This window comes from Streptomyces noursei ATCC 11455, from assembly GCF_001704275.1.
Lineage (GTDB): Bacteria > Actinomycetota > Actinomycetes > Streptomycetales > Streptomycetaceae > Streptomyces > Streptomyces noursei.
On record NZ_CP011533.1, the window covers coordinates 3,978,851 to 4,001,551 of the forward strand.

Below are 22,701 nucleotides of genomic sequence, written 5' to 3' on the forward strand. Positions count from 1 at the left end.
ACCACCCTCATCCGGAGGCAGGGCATGCCGACCACACCCACCCCATCCCCCACCCCCAGCACGACCATCCCCACCGTGGCCGCCCCCGGCGCCTGGCCCGACCTGGTGAGCGCCGCGCTCCTCGGTGCCGAGCGGCGCACCCCGCCGGTGGCCGTGCGGGAGGGGCAGACCCCCGCGGCGGCGCTGCTGGACGCGGCGGCGCTCGGCACCGTGCGGCGGCGCTCCGCACTCCGCCCCGCCCCGGCCGCCGAGCGGCCCGCCCCGGCCCCCGCCGATCCGCGGCCCCCGCTGCCGCCGGCCGCCCGGCGCCGGCTCGCGCTGCTGCTCGCCGACCGCGCCCCCGGCTCCGGCAGCCGGCGCGGCACCGATCCCGACCTCACCGAGCTGCTGCCCCAGTGGCTGGCCGCCGCCGACGGACGCGGTTACCGCGCCCCCGAGGCACTGCTGCCCGCACTGCTGGACGCCGCCCGGTCCCGCACCGACCTACGGCCCGCCGCGCTCGCCCTGGCGGGCCCCCGCGGCCTGTGGCTGGCCCGGCTCAACGACGACTGGAGGTTCGCCCTCCGCGGCATCGGCGGGCCGCTGTCGCTGCCGGGCGCCGACGCCCCCGAGGCGGTCCGGCGGCTGTGGGAGGAGGGGCTGTTCGCGGAGCGGGTCGCGCTGCTGACGTCGCTGCGGCGCCGCGATCCGCGGGCCGGCCTGGCGCTGCTCGCGGCCACCTGGGCGACCGAGCGCGCCGAGGACCGTCTGATGTTCCTGGATTCCCTCGGCGAGGCGCTCACGCCGAGCGACGAGCCGTTCCTGGAGCAGGCCCTCTCCGACCGCAGCCGCAATGTCCGCACCACCGCCGCGGAGCTCCTCTCCGCCCTGCCCGGCTCCGCGCTCGCGGCCCGGATGGCCGAGCGCAGCCTGGTCTGCGTCCGCCTGGCCCGCCCGGCCCCCGGGGACGCCACCGCCGCCGAGGTCCTCGTGGTCGATCCGCCGGGCGCCTGCGACGCCGGGATGCAGCGGGACGGCGTCGCCCCCCAGCCGCCCTCCGGAAGGGGGGAACGCGCCTGGTGGCTGGGCCAGTTGGTGGAGGCGACGCCGCTGGACCGCTGGCTCGGCCGTCTGGGCCGGCGCTCCCCGGCGGAGCTCGTCGCACTCCCGGTGGCCGGCGACTGGCGCACGGAGCTGCACGACGCCTGGTGCCGGGCCGCGGTGCGCCAGCGGCACGCGGACTGGGCGCGGGCCCTGTTGGGCGCACCCGGCGACCCCGGCCAGGCCGCCGCCGAGCTGGCGCCGGCCGGTTCCTCCCGGGATCTGACGAAGCTGTTGGCGGTGCTCCCGGACGACGAACGGGCGTGCTGGGTGGCCGAGTTCATCGCCGTCCACGGCCTCGCGGACGCGTTCCGGATGCTGGGCGTCTGCGCGGTGCCGTGGTCCGAGCCGCTGGGCCGGGCGGTGGTCGACGCACTGGACATCGCCCGGGACGCGGGCAGCTATCCGTGGAGCTTCAGCGGGGTGATGGGCCTGGCCGAGCGCTGCCTGGATCCGGCGGCGGCCGACCGCCTGCAGATGCTCACGGCGGTCACGGACGAGCCCGAGGGCGCCTCCCCGGGCTCCGGCGGCTATTGGTCCGAGGCGTTCCAGCGCCTGGTCGGCACCCTCCGCCTGCGCGCCGCCATGCACGCCGAACTCGCCGGGGAGGCGTCATGACGCCGGCGACCGCCCGCCGCCCCGCGCGGACGGCGGGCCCGCTCCCCCGGCGGCCGGCGCCGCCCGCGGCAACGGGCCGGGCCGTCCCGTACGGCTCGTCGGGCGCGGGCCGCTCAGACGGCCAGCGGGCGGACGTTCGCGTTGACCCACTCCACGATCGAGGCGGTGGTCGCCCCCGGCGTGAAGATCTCCGCGACGCCCTGCTGCTTCAGCGGGGCGATGTCCGCCTCCGGGATGATGCCGCCGCCGAAGACCTTGATGTCCGTCGCGTCCCGCTCCTCCAGGAGGGCGAGCACCTTCGCGAAGAGGGTGTTGTGGGCACCGGAGAGGATCGACAGCCCGATGGCGTCGGCGTCCTCCTGGATCGCGGTGTCGACGATCTGCTCCGGCGTCTGGTGCAGCCCGGTGTAGATCACCTCCATACCGGCGTCCCGCAGCGCCCGGGCGATGACCTTGGCGCCCCGGTCGTGCCCGTCGAGCCCCGGCTTGGCGACGACGACCCGGATCGGCCCCGACCGGCCCGCCGCGCCCTGGCCCTCCGCCTGCGCCCCGTCTTGCCGCGCCACACTCATCACTGCCTCCAAGCCATGCGCGGCACCGCCAGGGCGATGCCGCCGAGCCGACATCCGGTCGCGCCACCGCGAACCGGCGGCCACGAGCGTGAACGAACGTTATCTACAGCATCCCGTACGCAGCCGTTTCGTGACATCCGGCGAGGGGGAAATCACACACGGGACACATTCGCCACGCGCCGCGTTCCGCGTGTCCGCCGCCGCCAGGGACGGCCGGCGCCGCACACACGGGCCGGGCGCCCGGGGAGCCGCAGCCCGGTCGGCCCGCGGGGCCGCCGCACCACCATCGCCGCTCGCGGCTTCCCACAAGGGCATTCGGGGGTCGTCGTCACCTCCCGCATGCCGTTCGGGAGGTCGGCCATGGGGGCTCTGCCTGTTCTCTCCACACCTCTTCTGCTGCGCACCACGCTCGTGGAGCTGGGCGTGCTCACCGCTCATCTCCTCCTCTATCCGACCGGGATCGCCCAGGAGCGCCCGCCGACCGCGTCCCCCGCGGCCGGCCCCCCGACCCGCCTCCCCACCGAGGGCCGCGCCCATCCGCCGGTCCTGCTCCTCCACGGCTTCGTGGACAACCGCTCGGTCTTCGTCCTGTTGCGCCGCTCCCTGTACCGCCACGGCTGGCGCCATGTCGAGGCGCTCAACTACTCCCCGTTGACCTGCGATCTGCGCCGCGCCGCCGAGCTGTTGGGCCACCATGTGGAAGAGGTCTGCGCCCGGACCGGACACCGCCGGGTGGATCTCGTCGGGCACAGTCTCGGCGGCCTGATCGCCCGCTATTACGTACAGCGGCGCGGCGGCGACGAGCGGGTCCGGACGCTGGTCACGCTCGGCACCCCGCATGCCGGCACCCGCGTCGCGCCCCTGATGTCGGCGCATCCGATCGTCCGGCAGATGCGCCCCGACTCCACCGTGATCGCGGAGTTGGCGCTGCCGGCGCCGCGCTGCCGGACGCGCTTCGTGGCCTTCTGGAGCGAGGAGGACCAGGTGATGGTGCCGGCCACGACCGCCCGGATCGATCATCCGGACCTGCACGTGGAGAACGTCCGGGTCAGCGGCGTCGGGCACCTCGCGCTGCCGGTCAACGCGGCCGTGGCGGCGCGGATTCGGGAGGTGCTGGCGGCCACGGAAGCGGCCCCGTCCGCGCGGGGCGCGATATCGGTGGCCTGACCGACGCCCGGAGTGGCGATCCCCCGACGCCCGCGCGACCGCCCCTCGTCATACCCCGGCCACCTCGTCGAACAATCTTCGAACGACCCGCCAAGAACGCGCAAGAAGTGGCCTGTGTCCTGCCGAAAGGCGGCCAAATGCCCGGCCTCGCCGAGCCCGGGACTTCGGGAAGATTGTCGCCGTCGTGTACCGCCGGGTACAGTCGCCGCTAATTCTCCTGCAGCCGAGGCGAAAGAGAAGTTGGTGGACGACCGTCACCCGTCGGGGGCTCAGCTTCCGACCGCCCCCGCTTCCGATGCGTCCTACGCGCACGCGGCATACGGCGACGGTGACCCCCTCTTCGGCGCACACCCCGGCGGCCACGGCGGCTACGGCACCGGCGGCCACCCCGTGGGCGACCACCTCACCGACGCCTACGGAACCGGCAGTCACCCCACCACCGGGTACGACACCACCGCCTACGACACCGGCTACGACCCGTACGCGCACACCGGATACGACGCCCCCGGCTACGGCACCACCGCCCCGTATGGCGCCGGGTACGACACCGCGGCCTACGGGCCCGCCGGAGGCTACGACTCCGCCGCCCACGGGAGCGGCGCCGCATACGGCACCGGAAGCTACGACACCGGTGGCTTCCAGGCGCACGGCTTCGACGGCGGGGCGTACGACACCGGCGGCTACGACACCGGCGCCGCGTACGGCTCCGGGGGCGGCCTCACCGGCGGCTACGACACCGGCAGTTACCCCACCACCGGGTACGACACCACCGCCTACGACACCGGCTACGGCACCGCGGCCTACGACACCGCTTCCTTCGCGGCCGCCGCCACCGCCGTCCAGGAGCCGATCGGCTACGAGGCCACCGCGGTCTGGTCGACCGCGGACTACGCCGACCACGCCGACCGCACCGCCCCGTCGCCCGCCCCGGCCCCGGGCATCCCGGCCCAGGCGGGCCCGCCCGCGGACGACACCGTCCCGGTCGAGGACACCGTCCTGTGGGACCAGCCCCTCGCGGCGTTCGCCCCCGCGACCGCCTGCGCCGCCGACGAGCACGACGCCACCGACGCGTCCGCCACCCAGGCCCTTGCGCCCGACCCCTCGTCGATCGCCGACGCGATGACCCAGGCGATGCCCGTCACCGCCGTCCCGGACGACGACGCCCCCCTGCGGGTCGACGGTCCCCCGGCGGGCAAGGCGGTCCGCGGTCGCGGCCGGCGCCGCCAGGCCAAGCGCTCGGCGCTGCTGACCGTCGCGGTGCCCTCGGTAGCCGCGATGGGCGTCTGCGCGGCGGCCGCGGCCTCGGTCAGCCAGTTCGGCGGGGACGACAAGGACGGCACGACGACCCAGGCCGCACCGGACGCCGGTGCCGCGAAGCGGACGACTGCGGCCAACAAGAAGCTCGACAGCCAGCTCGCCGGACTCAGTGCCAGCGCCCAGGACTTCCGCGAGCGGGCCAGCCGCACCCAGGAGCGACTGGACCTCAAGCAACGGCAGGCGGACGAACGCAAGCGCAAGGAAGAAGAGGCGGCCCGCAAGGAGGCGCTGCGCCCCAAGTTCGTCCTGCCGGTCACCCAGCACGGTCTGAGCGCGCTCTTCGGCCAGGCCGGGGTGAACTGGATGTCGGTGCACACCGGCATCGACTTCCCGGTCAGCTACGGCACCCCGGTCATGTCGGCCACCGACGGCACCGTCCGCACCCAGTGGAACTCCGCCTACGGCAACATGGCGATCGTGACCTCGCCCGACGGCACCGAGACCTGGTACTGCCACCTGAGCAGCACCAAGATCCGCTCCGGCACGGTCAAGGCCGGCGACACCATCGCCTACTCCGGCAACTCCGGCAACTCCACCGGCCCGCACCTGCACTTCGAGGTCAGGCCGGGCGGCGGCTCGGCGATCGACCCGATACCGTGGCTCCGCTCCCACGACCTCAACCCGTACTGAATCCCCGGTACGAGCGCGCAGGGGCCTGCCGCACACCGCGGCAGGCCCCTGCGCGTTCCCGCTGCCCGCGCGGTTAGAGCTTCTCCACCGGTGCGTACCGCAGCAGCAGCCGCTTGGGCTTCTCGCCGCCGAAGTCGATGGTCGCCTCGGCGTTGTCCCCGCTGCCCTTGACGGCGACGACCGTGCCGAGCCCGAAGCTGTCGTGGGTGACGCGGTCGCCGATGGCCAGCGCGACCACCGGGCGGTCCGCCGCGCGCCGGGTCGCGAACCCGCTCGGCCCCTTGGCACGCGCCGACGACAGCGACGCCCCGATGCCGCCGCCGAGCCCTCCGCCGCCCGAGGAACCGCGCGACGACAGGCCGCCCATGGACGCCGACGGCGTCGCGGGGCCCGTGCGCCGCCACTCCACGTACGCGTCGGGGATCTCCTCCAGGAAGCGGGAGGCCGGGTTGTACGAGGGCTGGCCCCAGGCGCTGCGCATCGTGGAGCGGGTGACGTAGAGCCGCTCGCGGGCGCGGGTGATGCCGACGTAGGCGAGCCGGCGCTCCTCCTCCAGCTCCTTGGTCTGGCCGAGCGCCCGCATGTGCGGGAAGACGCCGTCCTCCATGCCGGTCAGGAAGACCACCGGGAACTCCAGGCCCTTGGCGGTGTGCAGGGTCATCAGCGTGATGACGCCGGAGCCCTCCTCGTCCTCGTCCGGGATCTGGTCGGAGTCGGCGACCAGGGCGACCTGCTCCAGGAACTCGGCGAGCGTGCCGGGGCCCGCGGCGGCGCCCTCCGGCGGCGCGCCCTCGCCGCGCTCCTGCTCGAACTCCAGGGCCACGGAGGCGAGTTCCTGGAGGTTCTCGATCCGGGTCTCGTCCTGGGGGTCGGTGGACGCCTGGAGTTCGGCCAGATAGCCGGTGCGCTCCATGACCGCTTCCAGGACCGTGGCGGGGCCGGCCCCGGACTCCACGATCGTGCGCAGCTCCTCCATCAGGGCGTTGAACCGCTTGACGGCGTTGGCGGAGCGGGCGGCCATCCCATACGCCTCGTCGACCCGGCGCAGCGCCTGCGGGAAGGTGATCTTCTCGCGCAGCGCCAGGGCCTCGATCATGGCCTCGGCGCGGTCGCCGATGCCGCGCTTGGGGACGTTGAGGATCCGGCGGAGCGGGACGGCGTCCTCGGGGTTGGCGAGCACCCTGAGGTAGGCGAGGATGTCGCGGACCTCCTTGCGCTCGTAGAAGCGCACGCCGCCGACGACCTTGTAGGGCAGCCCGACCCGGATGAAGATCTCCTCGAAGACCCGGGACTGGGCGTTGGTGCGGTAGAAGACCGCGACGTCGCCGGCCTTGGCGTCGCCGGCGTCGGTGAGCCGGTCGATCTCGTCGGCGACGAACTGGGCCTCGTCGTGCTCGGTGTCGGCGACATAGCCGGTGATCTTGGGGCCGGCGCCGGCGTCCGTCCAGAGGTTCTTGGGGCGGCGGTTCTCGTTGCGCTCGATGACGGCGTTGGCGGCGGAGAGGATCGTCTGCGAGGAGCGGTAGTTCTGCTCCAGCAGGATCGTGGTGGCGTCCGGGTAGTCCTCCTCGAACTGGAGGATGTTGCGGATCGTGGCACCGCGGAAGGCGTAGATCGACTGGTCGGCGTCACCGACCACGCACAGCTCGGCGGCGGGGGTGTCGACCGTGCCGGGGCCGACCAGCTCGCGGACGAGGGTGTACTGGGCGTGGTTGGTGTCCTGGTACTCGTCGACCAGGACGTGGCGGAAGCGGCGGCGGTAGTGCTCGGCGACGTCCGGGAACGCCTGGAGCAGGTGGACCGTCGTCATGATGATGTCGTCGAAGTCCAGGGCGTTGGCCTCGCGCAGCCGCGCCTGGTACATCGCGTACGCCTGGGCCAGGGTTTTCTCGAAACCGTCGGCCGCCGTCCCGGCGAAGGTCTCCTCGTCGATGAGCTCGTTCTTGAGGTTGGAGATCTTCGCGCTGAAGGACTTGGGCGGGAAGCGCTTGGGGTCCAGGTCGAGGTCGCGGCAGACCAGGGCCATCAGGCGCTTGGAGTCGGCCGCGTCGTAGATCGAGAAGGACGACGTGAAGCCCAGCCTCTTGGACTCCCGGCGCAGGATCCGCACGCAGGCGCTGTGGAACGTGGAGACCCACATGGCGTTGGCGCGCGGGCCGACCAGCTCCTCGACGCGCTCCTTCATCTCGCCCGCGGCCTTGTTGGTGAAGGTGATCGCGAGGATCTGGCCGGGGTGGACGTGGCGCTCGGCGAGCAGGTGGGCGATCCGGTGGGTGAGCACCCGGGTCTTGCCGGAGCCGGCGCCGGCGACGATCAGCAGCGGGCTGCCGCTGTGCGCCACGGCGGCCTTCTGCTGGTCGTTGAGCCCCTCCAGGAGCGCCGCCGGGTCGATGGCCGGGCGGGCGGCACCGTCGCGGTAGTAGGACTCCCTGGTCATGGGCGCGTCGAACTTCCCACCGAAGAGGTCGGCGGGCACGTCCTCGGGGGCCGGGCCGGGCTCGTCCTCGGGCGGGGGCGGGGGCTCCTCGTCCGGGGGGCCGAGGTCCGCCAGGAAGCTGTCGTCAAAGAGGCTGCTCATCGCCCACCGAGTCTAGGCCGCCGCACTGACAACCGGTCCCGGAGTGGCGGATTGCCCCGGTACCGCGCCGGCGGGGGCGGCGACTTGTGCGCTCGTGCCCGGAAACGTGGCGACGCCCACCTTCAGGTCACGAAAAGGTTTCGGGCATATCGAACATCAGCCTTCACAGAAGCCACACGCGTTGGCTACGGTCTCGCTCGGGCAGCCCGCTGTCCCCGCGGACGACAGCGTCCGCACGGGCCGCCTCCGCCGAGTCCGGTCCTGCCGTCAGGCACCCGGAGCCGGGGACCCACAAGCACCACTGGGGTGAATCGACCCGGTGCGGCCCGTCGCCAGGCGGACGCAGCGGTCGTAGGGCAAGCCTTCCGTCAGCACACCGCCCGAACCCGACAGCTAACCCGGTAGGCGGTCCACGGAAGGAGTCGCCGGCCTTGGCGTCCCATCGCAAGCCGCGCACCCCCATACTCGCCACGCCCGGCGGCCGTCGCACCGCGGCCGGGCTCACCACCGCGGCGCTGGCCTCGGTCACGCTGCTCTCGCAGACCGCGAACGCCGCCCCGAATGCGCCGCAGCCCTCCATCGGAGAGGTCAAGCAGAAGGTCGACGACCTCTACCGGCAGGCCGAGGTGGCCACCCAGAAGTACAACGGCGCCAAGGAGAAGGCGGACGGCCAGCAGCGCACCGTGAACCGCCTCCTCGACGAGGCGGCCCGGCTCGCGGACAAGATGAACGAGTCCCGCCGCCGGCTGGGCGCGTTCGCCTCGGCGCAGTACCAGGCCGGCGGGATCAGCCCCACCGCCCAGCTGATGCTCGCCAAGGACCCGCAGCAGTTCGTCGACCGCAACCACCTGATGGAGCAGTTGACCGGACGGCAGAAGCAGGCGATCACCGACTACGAGGACCAGGCCGCGACCGCCGCCCGTCAGCGGGCGGAGGCCACCCACAGCCTGGAGGCCCTCCAGCAGTCGCAGGAGACCCTGAAGCAGACCAAGCGAAACGTTCAGTCCAAGCTGGCCGAGGCCCAGCAGCTGCTGTCCCGGCTGACCGCCCAGGAGAAGGCGCGGCTGGCCGAACTGGAGCGCCAGAAGGAGGCGGAGGCCCAGCGCAAGGCCGCCGAGGAGGCCCGCAAGGAGGCCCAGCAGCGCCAGCAGCAGCCCAGCGGCGGTACCGGCACCGGTTCGGGGGGCGGCACCTCCGACAGCGGCTCGTACTCCACCAAGGCCGGGAAGGCGCTCGCCTTCGCCCGCTCCCAGATAGGCAAGCCGTACGTCTGGGGCGCGACCGGGCCCAGCTCCTACGACTGCTCGGGGCTGACGCAGGCCGCCTGGCGGGCCGCCGGGGTCGATCTGCCGCGCACGACCTGGGACCAGGTCAAGGTCGGCACCCGGGTCTCCAGCAGCGATCTCCAACCCGGTGACCTGGTGTTCTTCTTCAACGACATCAGCCACGTCGGGATGTACATCGGCGGCGGCGAGATGATCCACGCCCCGCACCCGGGCGCCAGCGTCCGGGTGGAGTCGATCTACGGCATGCCGATCTACGGCAGCGTCCGGCCCGCGTAGCCGGCGCACGGGCGCCCCGCGCCCGTCATGAACCACCCCCCACACGCCACCGCGCGGTCATCCGCCGTCTCCGGAAGTACGGAGCGGGATGACCGCGCGGTGAGTCGTCGCTGCGGCGATGCGGGGCCCGGGGCGGGGCGGGCGGCTCAGGTCCAGAGCACCGCGATGAAGATGTTGAGCATGGTGAGTCCGCCGACCGCGCCGAAGAGCGGCTTGGGGAGCTTCTCCTCGTCGCGCTTGACGTAGACCAGCGCCAGGATCACCACCAGGACGGCCATCTTGACGCCGATCTTGATGTTGTTGAGCGAGTGGTCCTGCATCTGGTTCAGGCCGACCAGGACGATGCCGGTGACCAGCATCGTCAGCGCGCCGTGCAGCATGGCCGGCACGAAGCGGGCGGTGCCCGCGCCCATCGCCTTCATCTGGGTCAGGAAGCCGCCCAGGAGGGAGGCGATGCCGATGATGTGCAGGGCGACGAAGACATTGATTACTACGTCCATAGTGCTGGATCGTATCCGCCCCATAGCACGCCCTTTCCGGCAGGGCGCCCGTGATGCCCGCTTCGGTCAGGGCCCACCGCCCCTCGGCCCTCCCCCGACCTTGGGGCCGGTCATCCCCCGCACGGTGGCGGTCGGAATCGGGCAATGCCGGGCAAGGGGGTTCCCGACGGCGACACCGGGCCTAGCTTCCTCCTGCAGGCGACCGGGCCCGTACCCCGCCGGTCGTATCCGCCCGCAGGGAAGGAAGTGACGGCCGCCATGGCGTCGCACCACACGGCCGGTGAGCGGCCGCCGCTCGCACCCCCGCCGGCCGGGCCCCGTACGGCCCGCGCCGCCCGCACCGGGCTGCTGCTCGCCGCGGACCCGCAGCGCTACCTGGACGGCGCCACGGTCCTGGAGCGCACCGGGAGCCACCAGGCGACCGCGGTCTCCGGCTGGGCCCGCCGGCTGGGCAGCGTCCGCCGACTCGGCGGCCACCCCGTCGCCACCGCGGAGCGCTCCCCGGAGGCCGCCGCCCCGCGCCTCCCGGCGTACGCGTTGCCGCGCGCCCCGGAACCGGCCGTCGCCGCACCCGCGCCGCCCGCCCCGGCACCCGGCGACCGCGCCGCCCGGGCGGTGGCCTTCGCCCACGGCGCCCTCGGCAAGCCCTACGCCTGGGGCGCGACCGGCCCGGCCGCCTACGACTGCTCCGGCCTGACCCTGGCCGCGTGGCGGGCCGGCGGCGTCACCCTGCCCCGGACGACCTACACCCAGATCACCTCCGGCACCCGCGTCGACTGGCCCCGACTCGCCCCCGGGGACCTGGTGTTCTTCTACTCCGGCATCAGCCACGTGGGCCTCTACATCGGCGGTGGCGAGATGATCCACGCCCCGCACCCGGGGACACCCGTCGAGATCGCCCCGCTCGACCGCCTGCCCTTCGCGGGCGCGACCCGCCCGGCATAGGGGACGCCCCGCGCGAACGCCCCACAGAGCAGAAACCCGCCCGTCCGGCCCGGACAGCCCCACACGAACGCGTCGGGGCGCCGGCCGGCGGGCGGGCGAGCGAGCGGGGGGCGGCAGCCCCTAGCCCCGCAGGTACAGACCGAACCAGCGGAAGATCTCCGGCACTTGGCGCTTCCACACCGGCACGGTGTGGCCGCCCGCGCCCGAGGAGATCTGCTGGACGGTCACCGTCGTCGGGTTCTTCGCGAGCTCCTTGAGGCCCGTGCCGGCCTGGTAGCCGTCACCGCTCGCGCCCGAGATGTACAGCGCGGTGCGGGGCGGCTTCCCGGCCTCGTTGGCGGCCTTGAGGATGTGCATCGGGTTGGTCTCGACGCGCAGCTTGGGGTCCTTGCCGGCGAGCGAATCACGCTCTATGGCCGGGTCGTTGTAGCCGGACATGCCGACGGCCGCGCGGTAGCGGTCCGGGTGGGCGAGCGCCAGCTTGGTGGCGCAGTGGGCGCCCGCCGAGTAGCCGGCCAGGCCCCAGGAGTCCGGCTTGTCGCCGGCCCGGAAGTTGTCGATCACCATCTGGCGGACGTCGACGGTCAGCCAGCTGTCGGCGTTGACCTTGCCGGGGATGTTGACGCAGCCGCTGTCGGCGTTGGACAGCACGTTGGTCCGCGGCGCCACCAGGATGAACGGCTTGACCGCCCCGCTCTGCATCAGCGAGCCGAGCTGCTCGTTGGCCTTGAGCGAGCCGAACCAGGACTTGGCGGAGCCGGGGTAGCCGGGCAGCAGCTCGACCACCGGGAACTTCTTGTTCTTGTAGGCGGGGTCGTTGTACTGCGGCGGCAGCCAGACGTACACCTCGCCGTTGACGCCCGAGATCTGGCCCTTGAGGTCGGTCATCTGGACGCCGGCGCCCAGCACCGGGTCGTCGGCCGGCCGGAAGTGCTGCAGCACCTTGGGCTCGTCCTTGAGGTTCTTGCCGCCCAGGCCGTCCGCGCCGAGGTTCCGGGCCTGGTCGATGTGGTTGCCGGTGCCGAGCAGATCGCCCCAGCTGTCGTAGAGGTTGTTGGCGTTGTTGACCATGACGAACACCACCGTGATGGCGGTGATCTGGGCGAACAGCAGCATCAACAGCCGTGCCGCGATCCGTACCAGGCGCGGCCCGGCCACTCGTCCCCACAGGGCGAACGGCAGCACGACGGCGACGATCAGCAGCAGGATCGAGAAGAGGAAGAAGGGCGTACCCGTCAGGCTCATCGGGATCTCGTTTCCAGGGATGTGTGCGCGCAGGGCGTGGGCGTGGTTCCGGCCCCGCCTTCGGGCAGCGAGCCTCTCCGGGCCCTTAGATGGCGATCCGCGCGATCCTGGTTGCCCGGCTTGAGCGCTTCTTTACACGCCCCGTCGGCGCCCCGCGCTCCGGGGGCGGCTCCCGATCGTCCGCCCCCGTGCACCCCCTGCACGACGAAACCGCAGGTCAGACCAGTCGCCGCGCGGCCGCCCAGCGGGTGAGCTCATGGCGGTTGGAGAGCTGGAGCTTGCGCAGGACGGCCGAGACATGTGACTCAACCGTCTTCACGGAGATGAACAACTGCTTGGCGATCTCCTTGTACGCGTACCCGCGGGCGATCAGCCGGAGCACCTCGCGCTCGCGCTGGGTGAGGCGGTCCATGTCCTCGTCCACCGGCGGGGCGTCCGTCGAGGCGAAGGCGTCCAGGACGAAGCCGGCCAGCCGCGGCGAGAAGACCGCGTCGCCGTCGGCCACCCGGAAGATCGCGTCCACGAGGTCGGTGCCGGTGATCGTCTTGGTGACATAGCCGCGGGCGCCGCCGCGGATGACGCCGATGACGTCCTCGGCCGCGTCGGAGACGGAAAGCGCCAGGAACCGCACCGGCCGCTCGGGGTCGACCATCATCGCGGCGCTGCGGCGCAGCACCTCGACGCCGCCGCCCCCGGGGAGGTGCACGTCCAGGAGGACGACCTCGGGGCGGGTGGCGGTGATGACCGTGATCGCCTGGTCGACGTCGGCGGCCTCGCCGACCACCTCGACCCGGGTCTGCTCGGTCCGGCCGATCTCCGCCTGGACGCCGGTCCGGAACATCCGGTGGTCGTCGACCAGCACGACCCGTACGGTGCGGCCCTGGTCCTCGCCGCCGGCCTCGCCCTGCTGTGCGTCGTCGCTGCTCATGTCGTCCGTCCGTCCTTCGGTGTCTGCCCCGTCATGATCCCCCGGCCCCGGGATGCGGTGTCCCAGGGGCCCGTGGCCGCCCGCGTCGCCCCCGGGGGCGGGTCGGAAGTGCGCCGCGCTCATTCCGGCTCCGCCTCCCCCGTGGTGCGGCGCTCGGTGCGCTCGCGGTCCTCGGCGCGCTCCATCTCCAGCTCGACGACCGTGCCGCCGTCGGGCGCGGCGCGCAGCCGGGCGGTGCCGCCGTGGCGCTCCATCCGGCCGATGATGGATTCCCGTACCCCCATCCGGTCCGCGGGGACCGCGTCCAGGTCGAAGCCCGGGCCGTGGTCGCGCACCGAGACGAAGACCGTGCGGCCCTCCACCTCGGCGAAGACCTGGACCGCGCCGCCCTCGCCACCGTACTTGGCGGCGTTGACCATCGCCTCGCGTGCGGCCTGCATCTGGGCGCCGAGCGCCTCGTCCAGCGGGCAGTCGCCGACCACGACGACCTCCAGGGGGACGCCGTGGTGGTCCTCGACCTCGGCGGCGGCGGCCCGCACGGCCTCGGCCAGCGTCGTCGGCTCCTCGTCCTCGTCCTTGCCGCGGCCCTCGGGCTTGTAGAGCCAGGCGCGCAGCTCGCGCTCCTGGGCGCGGGCCAGCCGGGCCACCTCCCGGGGGTCGTCGGCGTTGCGCTGGATCAGGGTGAGGGTGTGCAGGACGGAGTCGTGGACGTGCGCGGCGACCTCGGCGCGCTCCTGGGCCCGGATGCGCATCAGCCGCTCCTCGGAGAGGTCCTGCGTGATCCGGACGAGGTAGGGGCCGGCGAGCAGGGCGATGCCGACGACGACGGCGAGCGCGGCCTGGAGCACCGAGCCGAGGTTCTGCACCGAGCCCTGGAGCACGACGATGCCGGTGACCCCGGCGCCGACCAGGAGCACCCCGGCGGCGCCCCGCACCATCGGCACCAGGCCCTTGTTGCGGCGTCCGAGCTCCAGCCACTGGGCGCGCCGGGAGTTGTCCGCCTGGCGCCAGACCAGGGCCACACCGGCGCCGATCAACAGCACCGGCCAGAGGTAGACGTTGGCCCGGCCCGGCTGGAACCGGGAGGCCACGATCGCCGCTCCCACCAGAAGCGCGATCAGCGCGACGAGTTGCCCCTTGTCGGGCCTGCGGCCCAGCAGTCGCCGCCGGTCCTCCCCGGCCACCGGCTGCCGGGTCTCGACGCCGCCGACGCCCAGCGGCACGAAGAACCAGAACGCGGCGTAGAGCAGGGCGCCCATGCCGTCGGCCATGAAGAGCGCGGCGAAGACGATCCGCACCCAGGTGACCGGGAGCCCGAGGTGCCCCGCGAGACCGCGCGCGACACCGCCGAGGAGCCGCCCCTCGGCGCTGCGGTAGAGCTTGCGCACGGGCGGGTCGTCGGGGTCCGGCGCCGGGGCGTAGATCGTCTCGGCGCGGGGGGGCGCTGTGGTCATGCCTCAGATCGTCACACGCCGGCCGGGTCCGGGACATCAGGGTCGACCCTGAACCCGTCCCTGAGCTTGCTCGGGGTTCCCTGCGGGCCGCTCAGCCCGCCGGCGACGTCCTCCGGAACCCGTCCTTGACGTTCGCGAAGACCTGCTCGTACTTCGACCAGTTCGCGGACGGCGCGGAGACGTAGATGGCGTACTCCTTGCCGCCCTCGCGGCCGAAGCCCAGGTCGATGCCGCGGTACTCGCGGGCCCGGCCCTGGAAGGAGAACTCCCAGATGGCGGCCGGGTCGCCCTGGAAGATGGTGTCCTGGAGGCGGAGCCGCGTGTAGATGGCGTACCGGCTCTTGACGTCCGATTCCAGGCTCTTGAAGTGCTGCACCTGGTCCGCCGAGGCGAAGTCCAGGCAGCTGATCGTCAGCTGGGCCAGTCCGTCCTCGGAGATGTAGAAGAGCTGCCGGCCGTTGTCCTGGACCTGCCGCTTCCAGCCGGACGGCACGGGGAAGGAGGCCCCGATGTCCTTCTCCGTGGCCCGGCGGTAGCCGTGGGGCGTGGGCGGTGGCGGGGAGACGCTGGTGTGCGGCACCACGGGCGCGACGGAGGTTCCGTCGCTGGCCTCGGCGGCGGTTCCGTCGTCGCGGTGGGTCAGGTACCAGGCCGTGCCCCCACCGCCCCCGGTGACGAGGAGGCCGGTGAGGACCCAGGCCACGATCCGGCCCCGGCGCTTACGGGGAGCCGGGCCGGACGGGAGCACGTCCGGACGGTCGCCGGTGGCCGTGGCGGGGGCCGCGCCGTCGGTCACGGCCACCGGGCCGGTCGCCTCGGTCGCCGCGGCGTCGGGCGCCGCCGTCTGGCTGGTGGCCTCGGCGGCGTTCCCGGTGGTCGCGCCGGTGTCCGTGCGTCCCTTCGTCCCGGTGCCGCTCTCGGCGGCCACCGGTGTGCCGGCGTGCGCCACGGTCCGGGTGGGCATCTCGGAGATCCCGCCCCCCGTGGACCGACCGCGGCCGACCGTGCCCAGGGCCAGCGTGGGCCAGCCCATCAACGCCGTGTCCGCCTCGGCCTCGGCGGCCCGCAGCGCCTGCTCGACGACCTCGGCGGTGGGCCGGTCGCCGGGCTCCTTGGCGAGCAGCGCCTCGATCAGCGCGGTGAGCTGACCGGCGTTGCGCGGCGCCTCCAGCGGATCGACGGCGATCGAGTACGCGGTCTCCACCGCGGTGTTCTTACGGAACGGGGGCTTGCCCTCGACCGCCTGATAGAGCGTCGCGCCCAGCGCCCACAGGTCCGAAGCGGGCCCCGGCGTCGAGCCCTTGACCCGCTCGGGGGCCAGGTAGTCGATGGAGCCGACCAGTTCACCGGTCTTGGTGAGAGTGGTGGTCCCGGTGGCGACGGCGATCCCGAAGTCGGTGAGGACGACCCGGCCGTCCTCGCCGAGCAGCACGTTGCCCGGCTTGACGTCGCGGTGCAGCACACCGGCGGAGTGCGCGGCACGCAGCGCGGCGATCATGCCGCGGCCGATCCGGGCGGTCTCCCGCGGCGTGAGGTAAGTGCCGGACCCGGTGGCCTCCTTGATGGCGTCGCCGAGCGTCGCGGAGGGGACGTACTCCATGACGATGCACGGCGACCCCTCGTCGTCCACGACGTCGTGGACGCTGACGACGTTGGGGTGGTTGATCCGCGCCGCGGCCTGCGCCTCCCGGGTGGTGCGTTCGTGACGGGTGGCCAGTTCGTCCGCGTCCAGTTGGGGCGAAACGTGCAGACGCTTGACCGCCACCTGACGACCGAGGACTTCGTCCCGGGCCCGCCAGACGGTGCCCATCCCGCCCTGACCTATCCGCTCAACCAGGCGATATCGCCCGGCGACCAGTCGCCCCTCATCCACCGACGCCGCTTCCGCCACCGCACGCCCCTCCGGAAACCCGTACGTATTCAGGGCGCAACGATAGTCTTCAGCAGGACGGAAAAGCCCTTCGGCCACCGCCGCGACAAGTCTTTTTCCGGCGCGCGCCCCCACGCGCGGGGCGTTCGCGGCCCGTTCCGGGACATGTCCGGCGTCGCCGCGCGCGCCCGGAGCCGCCGCTCCGGCGGCGCGAGGGGCCGCGGCGACGGCCCCGAGGGAGGCATCCGGGGGACGTCGGGGTCGCCTCGGGGGATATCAGGGATCAGCCAGGGTTCTCACCGATACCGCGGCCCGGCCGCACTTGTCACCATGGCTCCATGAACGATGCACCCACCGCCGCGGAGCCGGCGGACTCCGGCGCCGCGGGCCCTCCCGGTGCAAGCACCGGCTCCACCGGAGCGGCCGGCGCCGCGCCGTCCTCCGGCGCCCCGCTGCGCCGCAGCCGGCGGCACAAGGTCGTCGCGGGCGTGTGCGGCGGCCTGGGCCGGCAGTGGGACATCGATCCGGTGATCTTCCGGGTCGTGCTCGCCGTGCTCTCCATCGGCGGCCTCGGCCTGATCTTCTACGGCTTCGCCTGGCTGCTCGTCCCCCTCGACGGCGAGGAGGAGAACGAGGGCCGCCGGCTGCTCTCCGGCCGTGTCGAGGGCTCGGCCCTGACGGCGCTGCTCTGCGCGCTGGCCGGCTGCGCGCTGTTCCTGACCACCCTCGGCAAGGGCAGCATGATGTCCTTCGCGATCATGGTGACGCTGGCCGTGGCCGGCGCCGCCTACTGGTCGCGCCGGCGCCGGCGCGCCCAGGCCGAGGGCCTGGGATCCGTGGACGCCGCCACCGCCCAGGCGGTCGCCGACGCCCCGCCGGAGGCCACCGCTCCGCCGGCGCCCAACACCCCCTCCTGGTGGCGCGATCCGCGCACCGAGGCGCTGCTGCGCCGGGGCTACCTCTGGGGCCCGGAGGACACCCGGCTCGACATCACCTACGAGTTCACCCACGGGGTCTCCGACGGCCCCCGCCCGCGCGGCAGCTGGTCCCCCGGCCCCGCGCCCGCCCCGCGCACCGACGTCGTCCCGCCCCGGCCCGCCCGGCCCGCCCTGGGCCGGGGCATCGGCGGCCGCACCTTCGTGCTGGCCGTCCTGGCGGGCACCGGCACCGCCCTGGCCGTCTCCCGGCACGCCGCGCCGGCCCCGTCCCTCCAGGCGGGCCTGGCCTGCGCGCTGGTCGTCTTCGGGCTGGGCCTCGTGCTGAGCGCCTGGTGGGGGCGCACGGGCGGCGGCACGGTCTTCATGACGGTGCTGACCACCGCGCTGTTGGCCGGCGCGATGGCGCTGCCCGCCAACATCACCGCCGACTGGCAGCACCGCACCTGGGCCCCGACCACCGTCGCCGCCGTGCAGCCGCACTACGCCGTCGGCTCCGGCGAGGGCCTGCTCGACCTCGCCCGACTCCCCCTGAAGCCCGGCACCACGGTCCGCACCGGCGCGGAAGTCGGCGCCGGCCGGCTCCGGGTGACGCTGCCGCAGGGCACCACCGCGATCCTCCGCCTCCGGCTCGGCGTCGGCGACATCCAACTGCCCGGCGACGCCGCCAACGACGTGGAGATCGTCGCCGGCCACCGCGAGCGGCGGGTCACCCTGCCCGCCGAGGGCCTGAAGAAAGGCGAGCAGCCGCACGGCACGGTCGAGCTCGACCTGGAGGTCGGCGCCGGCCAGATCGCCGTCGAGCGCGCCACCGCGGCCCCACCGGCCACCCCGTTCCCGGTCTCTCCCCCGACCCCGCAGGGAGCCCCCCAGTGAAGCGCCACCCCTTCGAGCCCGGCCGGCTGATCACCGGTGCCGCCACCCTCGCCGTCGGCACCGGCTACGGCCTCGACGCCCTCGGCCTCTGGCACGCCCCCCGCCCCTGGCTGTTCCTGGCCCTCCCCGCCGGCCTGCTGGTCGCCGGGATCACCACCGCCGTCTGGGCCACCGTCCGCCGCCACCACCAGCGGGACGCCCCGCCCCCGCAGCCGTCATGACCCGCGGCCTGCGGCCCGCGCACGAGGCCCGGCCCGCAGGCCCACCCCGTCATCCGTAGAGCTGCGTCCCGTGCCGCTGGCGGCGGTTGGCCAGTGCCGCGTCCAGCGAGAAGGCGGGCGCGCCGGCCAGCACCAGCGGTGTCCAGGCCATCAGGTAGGCCAGGTCGTTGCCGTAGTAGTAGGGGGTGGACGGCCAGCTCACGGTGAGCCACAGCGTCAGCGAGATCAGCGCGCCGCCCAGGGCCGCCAGCCGCCCCAGCAGCCCGATCAGCGTCCCGATGCCGACCAGCACCTCGCCGCCGGCGACGGCATAGCCGAAGCCCACCGTGCTGTGCTGGGCCAGCTCCACCAGTTGGGGCAGCGCGGCGGTGTCGTGCACCTGCCGCAGCAGGTCGCTCAGCGAGCCCTTCGCGCCACCGGACAGGAACGCCCGGTCCGTCAGTTTCTGGAGTCCGGCGTAGAGGAAGGTGGCGCCCAGGAAGAGCCGCAGCGGGAGCAGCGCGTGCCGCCCCAGTCCGCTCCGGAGCCCGACGGGTCGGGCAGCGCCCACGTCGACCGGGCGTGTGCGGTGTGCGTGAGCCATGACGTCGCCTCTCCGTTGCCACCGGGAGCAGCCGATTGTGCCGCCGCCCGCACGGCTTGGCGAGATGCGTACGCATGGACGCGCGAGATTCCCTCCCACGCCGACCCCCGGGGCCGCGGCGCGCCGTCGCGACGGCCGCCGGGGCGCCTGCCGCCCGCCCCTCAGGAACGGGGGCGGACGCGGCCGCCCGGCCCGCTCAGTCCTGGACCTCGATGCGGTAGCCGCGGGTCTCCGCCCCGGCCGCCGTGATCACCCGGACCTCCACCGGCCCCGGCTCCACGTCGACCGGCACCGGCACGGTCAGCACCCCGTCCGTCGGATTGGCGAAGCCCCCGGGCACCGGCACCAGCGGGACCGGCACATGCACCCCGCCGATCCGGACGACCGTACGGGCCAGCCGGTCCGGGGTGGTCGCACCGGGCGGCACGAAGCCGGTACCGCGGATCTCGATGTCGTCGCCGGTGCGGATCGGCGCGGCGAGATCGCCCAGCTCCCGGGAGCGGACGACGGAGAGGATCACCGGCCGACCGCCGGCGACGGCCTTGCCCGCCAGATACGTCATCGCCGAGAGCGCCACCAGGACGACCAACACCCAGGGCAGCGCGGGCAGTCGGGTCGGGTCGGCGGCCAGGCGCACCTGCGCGAAGCCCAGCACCGCGATGTTCACCAGCACGTACTGCGCGTCGGTGAAGCTGCCGCGGCCGGCGTCGTCCGCCAGCAGGTCGGCGGCCCGGGGCCGGTCCGCCGGGATCTTCTGCACCCGCCCGGAACGGACCCGTCCGGCGGTCATCCCGTAGGCCAGCACCGCCACCGCGCAGCCGATGGCCAGTATGGCCAGCAGCCCTCCCGAGGCGGCGAGTCCGAGCCCGGAGAGCAGCCGGCGCCGGGCGTCCGGGCCCGCGGCCACCGCCAGTTGGACGGCGAGCGTCAGGACGGCGTAGAGCACCGCCGCCACCCAGGCCGCGGCGATCGCGCGGGAGGTGGACAGCCGGTGGTCCTCGCCGACCAACGGGGCCAGCGCGCCGCCCTGTTCACGGTGGAGCCAGGCCGCCCCGGTCACCCCGAGGGCCAGCACGGCGGCCGCGACCAGGGTGGCCGTGCGGCCCGTCGTCCAGCCGGTGCCGACGGCGGTGAGCGCCTGCCCGAGCAGCAGCGCCAGCACCGCGGCCCACACCACGACCACGGTGCGCCGACGGACGGCCGCCGGCCAGGAGGCGCCCTCGGCGGCGCCGCGCTCGGCCAGCATCCGGGCGGAGAGGGACAGTTCGTCCGACACCCACTGCCGGGCGGCGCCCGGGGAGCGTGCCAGCCCGGCCGGCACCCCGCGCCCGGCGGCGAACTCCTCCCGCAGCGCGACGAACGCGGCGACCGCCTGCCGGTGCCCCTCGCGGGCGCCGTGCGGGCACCGTCCGCACCGGCACGCGCCACCGTCGCCGGGCCGCCCGCCGCCCCCGGGCTCGCCCCTTCCGGCCACTGTGCTCGCCGAATCCACCGACACGTCCGTACCGCCCCGCCGCCGCTTGTATCAACTTCTCGTCTCTCAACGGGAATTGTGCCCCAGGGCACCGGGCCGGCCGGTAATCGTCCTGGTCACGGAAGTCCCGTGCGGCGGCAGCAGGTTGACGCTCACCTGTCCACCGGGCGGTGCGGCGGCCCGTACGGTGTCCGGACAGCCCGGCCCGCGCTTCCCCCGTTCGGGCGAATCGCCGTCGATCGGCGGCTGCCCGGCCCGGCCGCTGCGCAAGCTCCCGCCGTGCGCGAGAGACACGATCCCGTCCGAACCGGCGCCGGCGCCGCCCCGCGCCGGACCCGGCCCCCGTTCGCCACCCTGGCCCGTGCCGCGGCGCTGTCACTGGCCGCGGCGTCGACGCTCGCGGCGGCCCTGGCCCTGGCCGGCTCCGCGCCGGCCGCCGCCCGTCCAGGGGCCCTCCAGCGGTCGTCCGACGACAACTGCGCCTTCGCCGGCACCTCACCCCCCGTCGAGCTGCCCACCGATTTCCCCGTGCCGCCGGGCTGGCACATCCCCTGCACCACGCCCACGCCCACCCCCACCCCCACGCACCGGCCCGCACCGCCGTCCCCGGCACCCGCGCGGACCGAAGCGCCACGCCCCCGACCGCGGCCCACCCCGAAGGCCGCCCCCGTGCCGCGGCCGTCGCCGCCGTCGCCGCCCGCTCCGCCCGCGCGCCCCGCGCCCCCCGATCCACCGCCGCCGGCCCCCACGCCGCAACCCGTGCACCGCCTGGCGCTGCCGGTCCCCGCCCGCCCGCTCGGCTACACCCCGGCCCGCCACCAGCCGCACCGCGGGCACTCCGTGGTGACCAGGACGCTGCTGGTCACCACCCCGGCGGTGCTGGCCGGCGCCGCGCTCCGTCCCCGTTCGCGTTCCGCGTCCCGTTCCGCGTCCCGCTCCGCCGGGCGCGGCTCCTCGTAGGAGGTCTCCATGTCGCAATGGCTGGTGTTGACCATCGCCATGGCCGCGGTCTGCGGCGTCGTCCTGACCATCACCGTCCTCAAGGAGCGCCGGATCGGCGAGGACGACGACCCGTCCGAGACGCCCGATGTGATCGAGTACCTGACGATGATGGTGGGGGTGGTCTACGCGATCGTGCTGGGCCTGGCCATCGCCGGCGTCTGGGAGGCCCGGAACACCGCCGAGGACACCGTGCGGGTCGAGGCGCAGGCGCTGCACGAGGTCAGTGAACGGGCCCGGGTCTGGCCGGCGCCCGTACGGGACACCATCCGCGCGGACGTCAACTCCTATGTGGACTACGTGGTCCACAAGGAATGGCCGGTGATGGCCGAGCGCGGGGAGCTCACCCAACGGGGCGCCGACCTCCTGGCGAAGGTCCGTACGGACGTCATGGAGTACCACCCGCGCGACGACTTCGAGCGGGAGTCCTACCAGCCGCTCGTCGACCAGGTCGCGGCCGCGGACAGCGCCCGGATGGCCCGTGCGGACGCGGCGGACTCGACGCTCCCGGGGGTGGTGTGGTTCGGGCTGATCATCGGGGGCGCGATCTCCATCGGGGTGATGTACACGCTCCAGATCCGGCGCTCGGGACGGGAGATGCTGATGGCCGGCCTGTTCAGCGCGCTGATCGCGTTCCTGCTGTTCCTCGTCTGGGACTTCGACGCCCCGTTCAGCCGCGGCCTGCCGGCGGCGGCGGACCCGTTCCTGCAGCTGTTCCCGCAGAAGTGACGTACGAGGGGCGGCGTTTCGTGGCCGGCCGGGCCGCGTGGCGCCGCCCCTCCCGTCGTGCCGGCGGCGCGGCTCAGCCGAACATCTCCGGCTCGCTCCGCGCGATCTGCTGGTACAGCGGCTGGTAGTTGATCCACGCGACCAGGTCGTTGCCCAGCTGCTCGCGGGTGCGCACCGCGTCCTGATGGGAGATCAGCACCGGTTTGCCGGCCGCCTTCGCCGCCAGCTGCACCTGGCAGCAGCGCTCCATGGCGAGGAACCACCAGGCCGCCGCGTCGACCGAGTCGGCCACCGTCAGCGTGGAGCTGGAGGTCCAGCGCCTGGAGGACGGGCAGGACGTGACTACGTACGTCTACCTGGCCCCGGAGACCGCCCGCCGGTTCGCGCGATCGGTCACCCTCGCATCCATAGCGGCCGA

The 22,701-nt window shown here is 74.1% G+C and carries 17 protein-coding genes, 2 pseudogenes and 1 riboswitch; of the genes and pseudogenes, 9 read left to right on the forward strand and 10 right to left on the reverse strand.

All coding sequences use genetic code 11. The features are described from left to right. Window positions 1–24: 24 nt before the first annotated feature. Entirely contained in the window at window positions 25–1,698 is a 1,674-nt protein-coding gene (locus SNOUR_RS16540) for a DUF5691 domain-containing protein (RefSeq protein WP_079142715.1), read from the forward strand. Between the two features lie 113 nt (window positions 1,699–1,811). Here the strand turns inward: SNOUR_RS16540 and SNOUR_RS16545 are convergent, their stop codons facing one another. Continuing rightward, window positions 1,812–2,270, reverse strand: a complete 459-nt coding sequence (locus SNOUR_RS16545; RefSeq protein ID WP_052286768.1) for a cobalamin B12-binding domain-containing protein — start codon at window positions 2,268–2,270, stop codon at window positions 1,812–1,814. A gap of 360 nt (window positions 2,271–2,630) precedes the next feature. Between SNOUR_RS16545 and SNOUR_RS16550 the strand changes: the two genes are divergently transcribed. Both SNOUR_RS16550 and SNOUR_RS16555 read left to right on the forward strand, forming a co-directional pair. Beyond that, on the forward strand, window positions 2,631–3,437 hold the full coding sequence (locus SNOUR_RS16550; RefSeq protein ID WP_067347749.1) for an esterase/lipase family protein: 807 nt from the start codon (window positions 2,631–2,633) through the stop codon (window positions 3,435–3,437). 243 nt (window positions 3,438–3,680) lie between these two features. Next, window positions 3,681–5,384 carry a M23 family metallopeptidase gene (locus SNOUR_RS16555; RefSeq protein WP_067347752.1) on the forward strand — a complete coding sequence of 568 codons (1,704 nt, stop codon included), beginning with the start codon at window positions 3,681–3,683 and terminating at the stop codon, window positions 5,382–5,384. Between the two features lie 73 nt (window positions 5,385–5,457). On the opposite strand, the gene pcrA is transcribed toward SNOUR_RS16555, so the two are convergent. Continuing rightward, window positions 5,458–7,962, reverse strand: a complete 2,505-nt coding sequence (gene pcrA, locus SNOUR_RS16560; RefSeq protein ID WP_067347755.1) for a DNA helicase PcrA — start codon at window positions 7,960–7,962, stop codon at window positions 5,458–5,460. A 237-nt stretch (window positions 7,963–8,199) separates the two neighbouring features. After that, window positions 8,200–8,385, forward strand: a riboswitch (cyclic di-AMP (ydaO/yuaA leader). Window positions 8,386–8,393: 8 nt separating this feature from the next. Between pcrA and SNOUR_RS16565 the strand changes: the two genes are divergently transcribed. Further along, a complete protein-coding gene (locus SNOUR_RS16565) occupies window positions 8,394–9,524 on the forward strand; it encodes a C40 family peptidase (RefSeq protein WP_067347757.1) in 1,131 nt (376 codons plus the stop codon). A 146-nt stretch (window positions 9,525–9,670) separates the two neighbouring features. Here SNOUR_RS16565 and SNOUR_RS16570 read toward each other — a convergent pair whose 3' ends face one another. Then, on the reverse strand, window positions 9,671–10,024 hold the full coding sequence (locus tag SNOUR_RS16570; RefSeq protein WP_067347760.1) for a hypothetical protein: 354 nt from the start codon (window positions 10,022–10,024) through the stop codon (window positions 9,671–9,673). Between the two features lie 351 nt (window positions 10,025–10,375). On the opposite strand from SNOUR_RS16570, the pseudogene SNOUR_RS43005 reads away from it, so the two are divergent. Continuing rightward, window positions 10,376–10,969, forward strand: a pseudogene (locus tag SNOUR_RS43005) (C40 family peptidase); the annotation flags it as partial. Window positions 10,970–11,089: 120 nt separating this feature from the next. Here SNOUR_RS43005 and SNOUR_RS16580 read toward each other — a convergent pair. The 4 genes from SNOUR_RS16580 to SNOUR_RS16595 form a co-directional block, all read right to left on the reverse strand. Beyond that, window positions 11,090–12,214 carry an alpha/beta hydrolase gene (locus SNOUR_RS16580; protein WP_067347762.1) on the reverse strand — a complete coding sequence of 375 codons (1,125 nt, stop codon included), beginning with the start codon at window positions 12,212–12,214 and terminating at the stop codon, window positions 11,090–11,092. A gap of 217 nt (window positions 12,215–12,431) precedes the next feature. Continuing rightward, the gene (locus SNOUR_RS16585; protein WP_067347765.1) at window positions 12,432–13,142 is read right to left on the reverse strand and encodes a LuxR C-terminal-related transcriptional regulator; all 711 of its coding nucleotides are present in this window, start codon (window positions 13,140–13,142) and stop codon (window positions 12,432–12,434) included. A 119-nt stretch (window positions 13,143–13,261) separates the two neighbouring features. Then, on the reverse strand, window positions 13,262–14,596 hold the full coding sequence (locus SNOUR_RS16590; RefSeq protein ID WP_067347767.1) for an ATP-binding protein: 1,335 nt from the start codon (window positions 14,594–14,596) through the stop codon (window positions 13,262–13,264). Between the two features lie 91 nt (window positions 14,597–14,687). Continuing rightward, window positions 14,688–16,487 carry a serine/threonine-protein kinase gene (locus SNOUR_RS16595; protein WP_067347770.1) on the reverse strand — a complete coding sequence of 600 codons (1,800 nt, stop codon included), beginning with the start codon at window positions 16,485–16,487 and terminating at the stop codon, window positions 14,688–14,690. A gap of 317 nt (window positions 16,488–16,804) precedes the next feature. On the opposite strand from SNOUR_RS16595, the gene SNOUR_RS16600 reads away from it, so the two are divergent. Then, entirely contained in the window at window positions 16,805–18,277 is a 1,473-nt protein-coding gene (locus SNOUR_RS16600) for a PspC domain-containing protein (protein ID WP_067347772.1), read from the forward strand. Further along, window positions 18,274–18,498 carry a hypothetical protein gene (locus tag SNOUR_RS16605; RefSeq protein ID WP_067347775.1) on the forward strand — a complete coding sequence of 75 codons (225 nt, stop codon included), beginning with the start codon at window positions 18,274–18,276 and terminating at the stop codon, window positions 18,496–18,498. The genes SNOUR_RS16600 and SNOUR_RS16605 overlap by 4 nt, the downstream gene beginning before the upstream one ends. Before the next feature lie 49 nt (window positions 18,499–18,547). On the opposite strand, the gene SNOUR_RS16610 is transcribed toward SNOUR_RS16605, so the two are convergent. Together SNOUR_RS16610 and SNOUR_RS16615 are read right to left on the reverse strand one after the other, a co-directional pair. Beyond that, window positions 18,548–19,081: a DoxX family protein gene (locus SNOUR_RS16610; protein ID WP_079142720.1), complete on the reverse strand. Its 534-nt coding sequence runs from the start codon at window positions 19,079–19,081 to the stop codon at window positions 18,548–18,550. 196 nt (window positions 19,082–19,277) lie between these two features. After that, entirely contained in the window at window positions 19,278–20,555 is a 1,278-nt protein-coding gene (locus SNOUR_RS16615) for a hypothetical protein (RefSeq protein ID WP_067347777.1), read from the reverse strand. A 279-nt stretch (window positions 20,556–20,834) separates the two neighbouring features. Between SNOUR_RS16615 and SNOUR_RS16620 the strand changes: the two genes are divergently transcribed. Next, window positions 20,835–21,515: a hypothetical protein gene (locus SNOUR_RS16620; protein WP_159425869.1), complete on the forward strand. Its 681-nt coding sequence runs from the start codon at window positions 20,835–20,837 to the stop codon at window positions 21,513–21,515. A 9-nt stretch (window positions 21,516–21,524) separates the two neighbouring features. Continuing rightward, entirely contained in the window at window positions 21,525–22,283 is a 759-nt protein-coding gene (locus SNOUR_RS16625) for a bestrophin-like domain (protein ID WP_067347782.1), read from the forward strand. 73 nt (window positions 22,284–22,356) lie between these two features. Here the strand turns inward: SNOUR_RS16625 and SNOUR_RS16630 are convergent. Then, window positions 22,357–22,581: pseudogene (locus tag SNOUR_RS16630) on the reverse strand (class II aldolase/adducin family protein); the annotation flags it as partial. Between the last annotated feature and the right edge of the window lie 120 nt (window positions 22,582–22,701).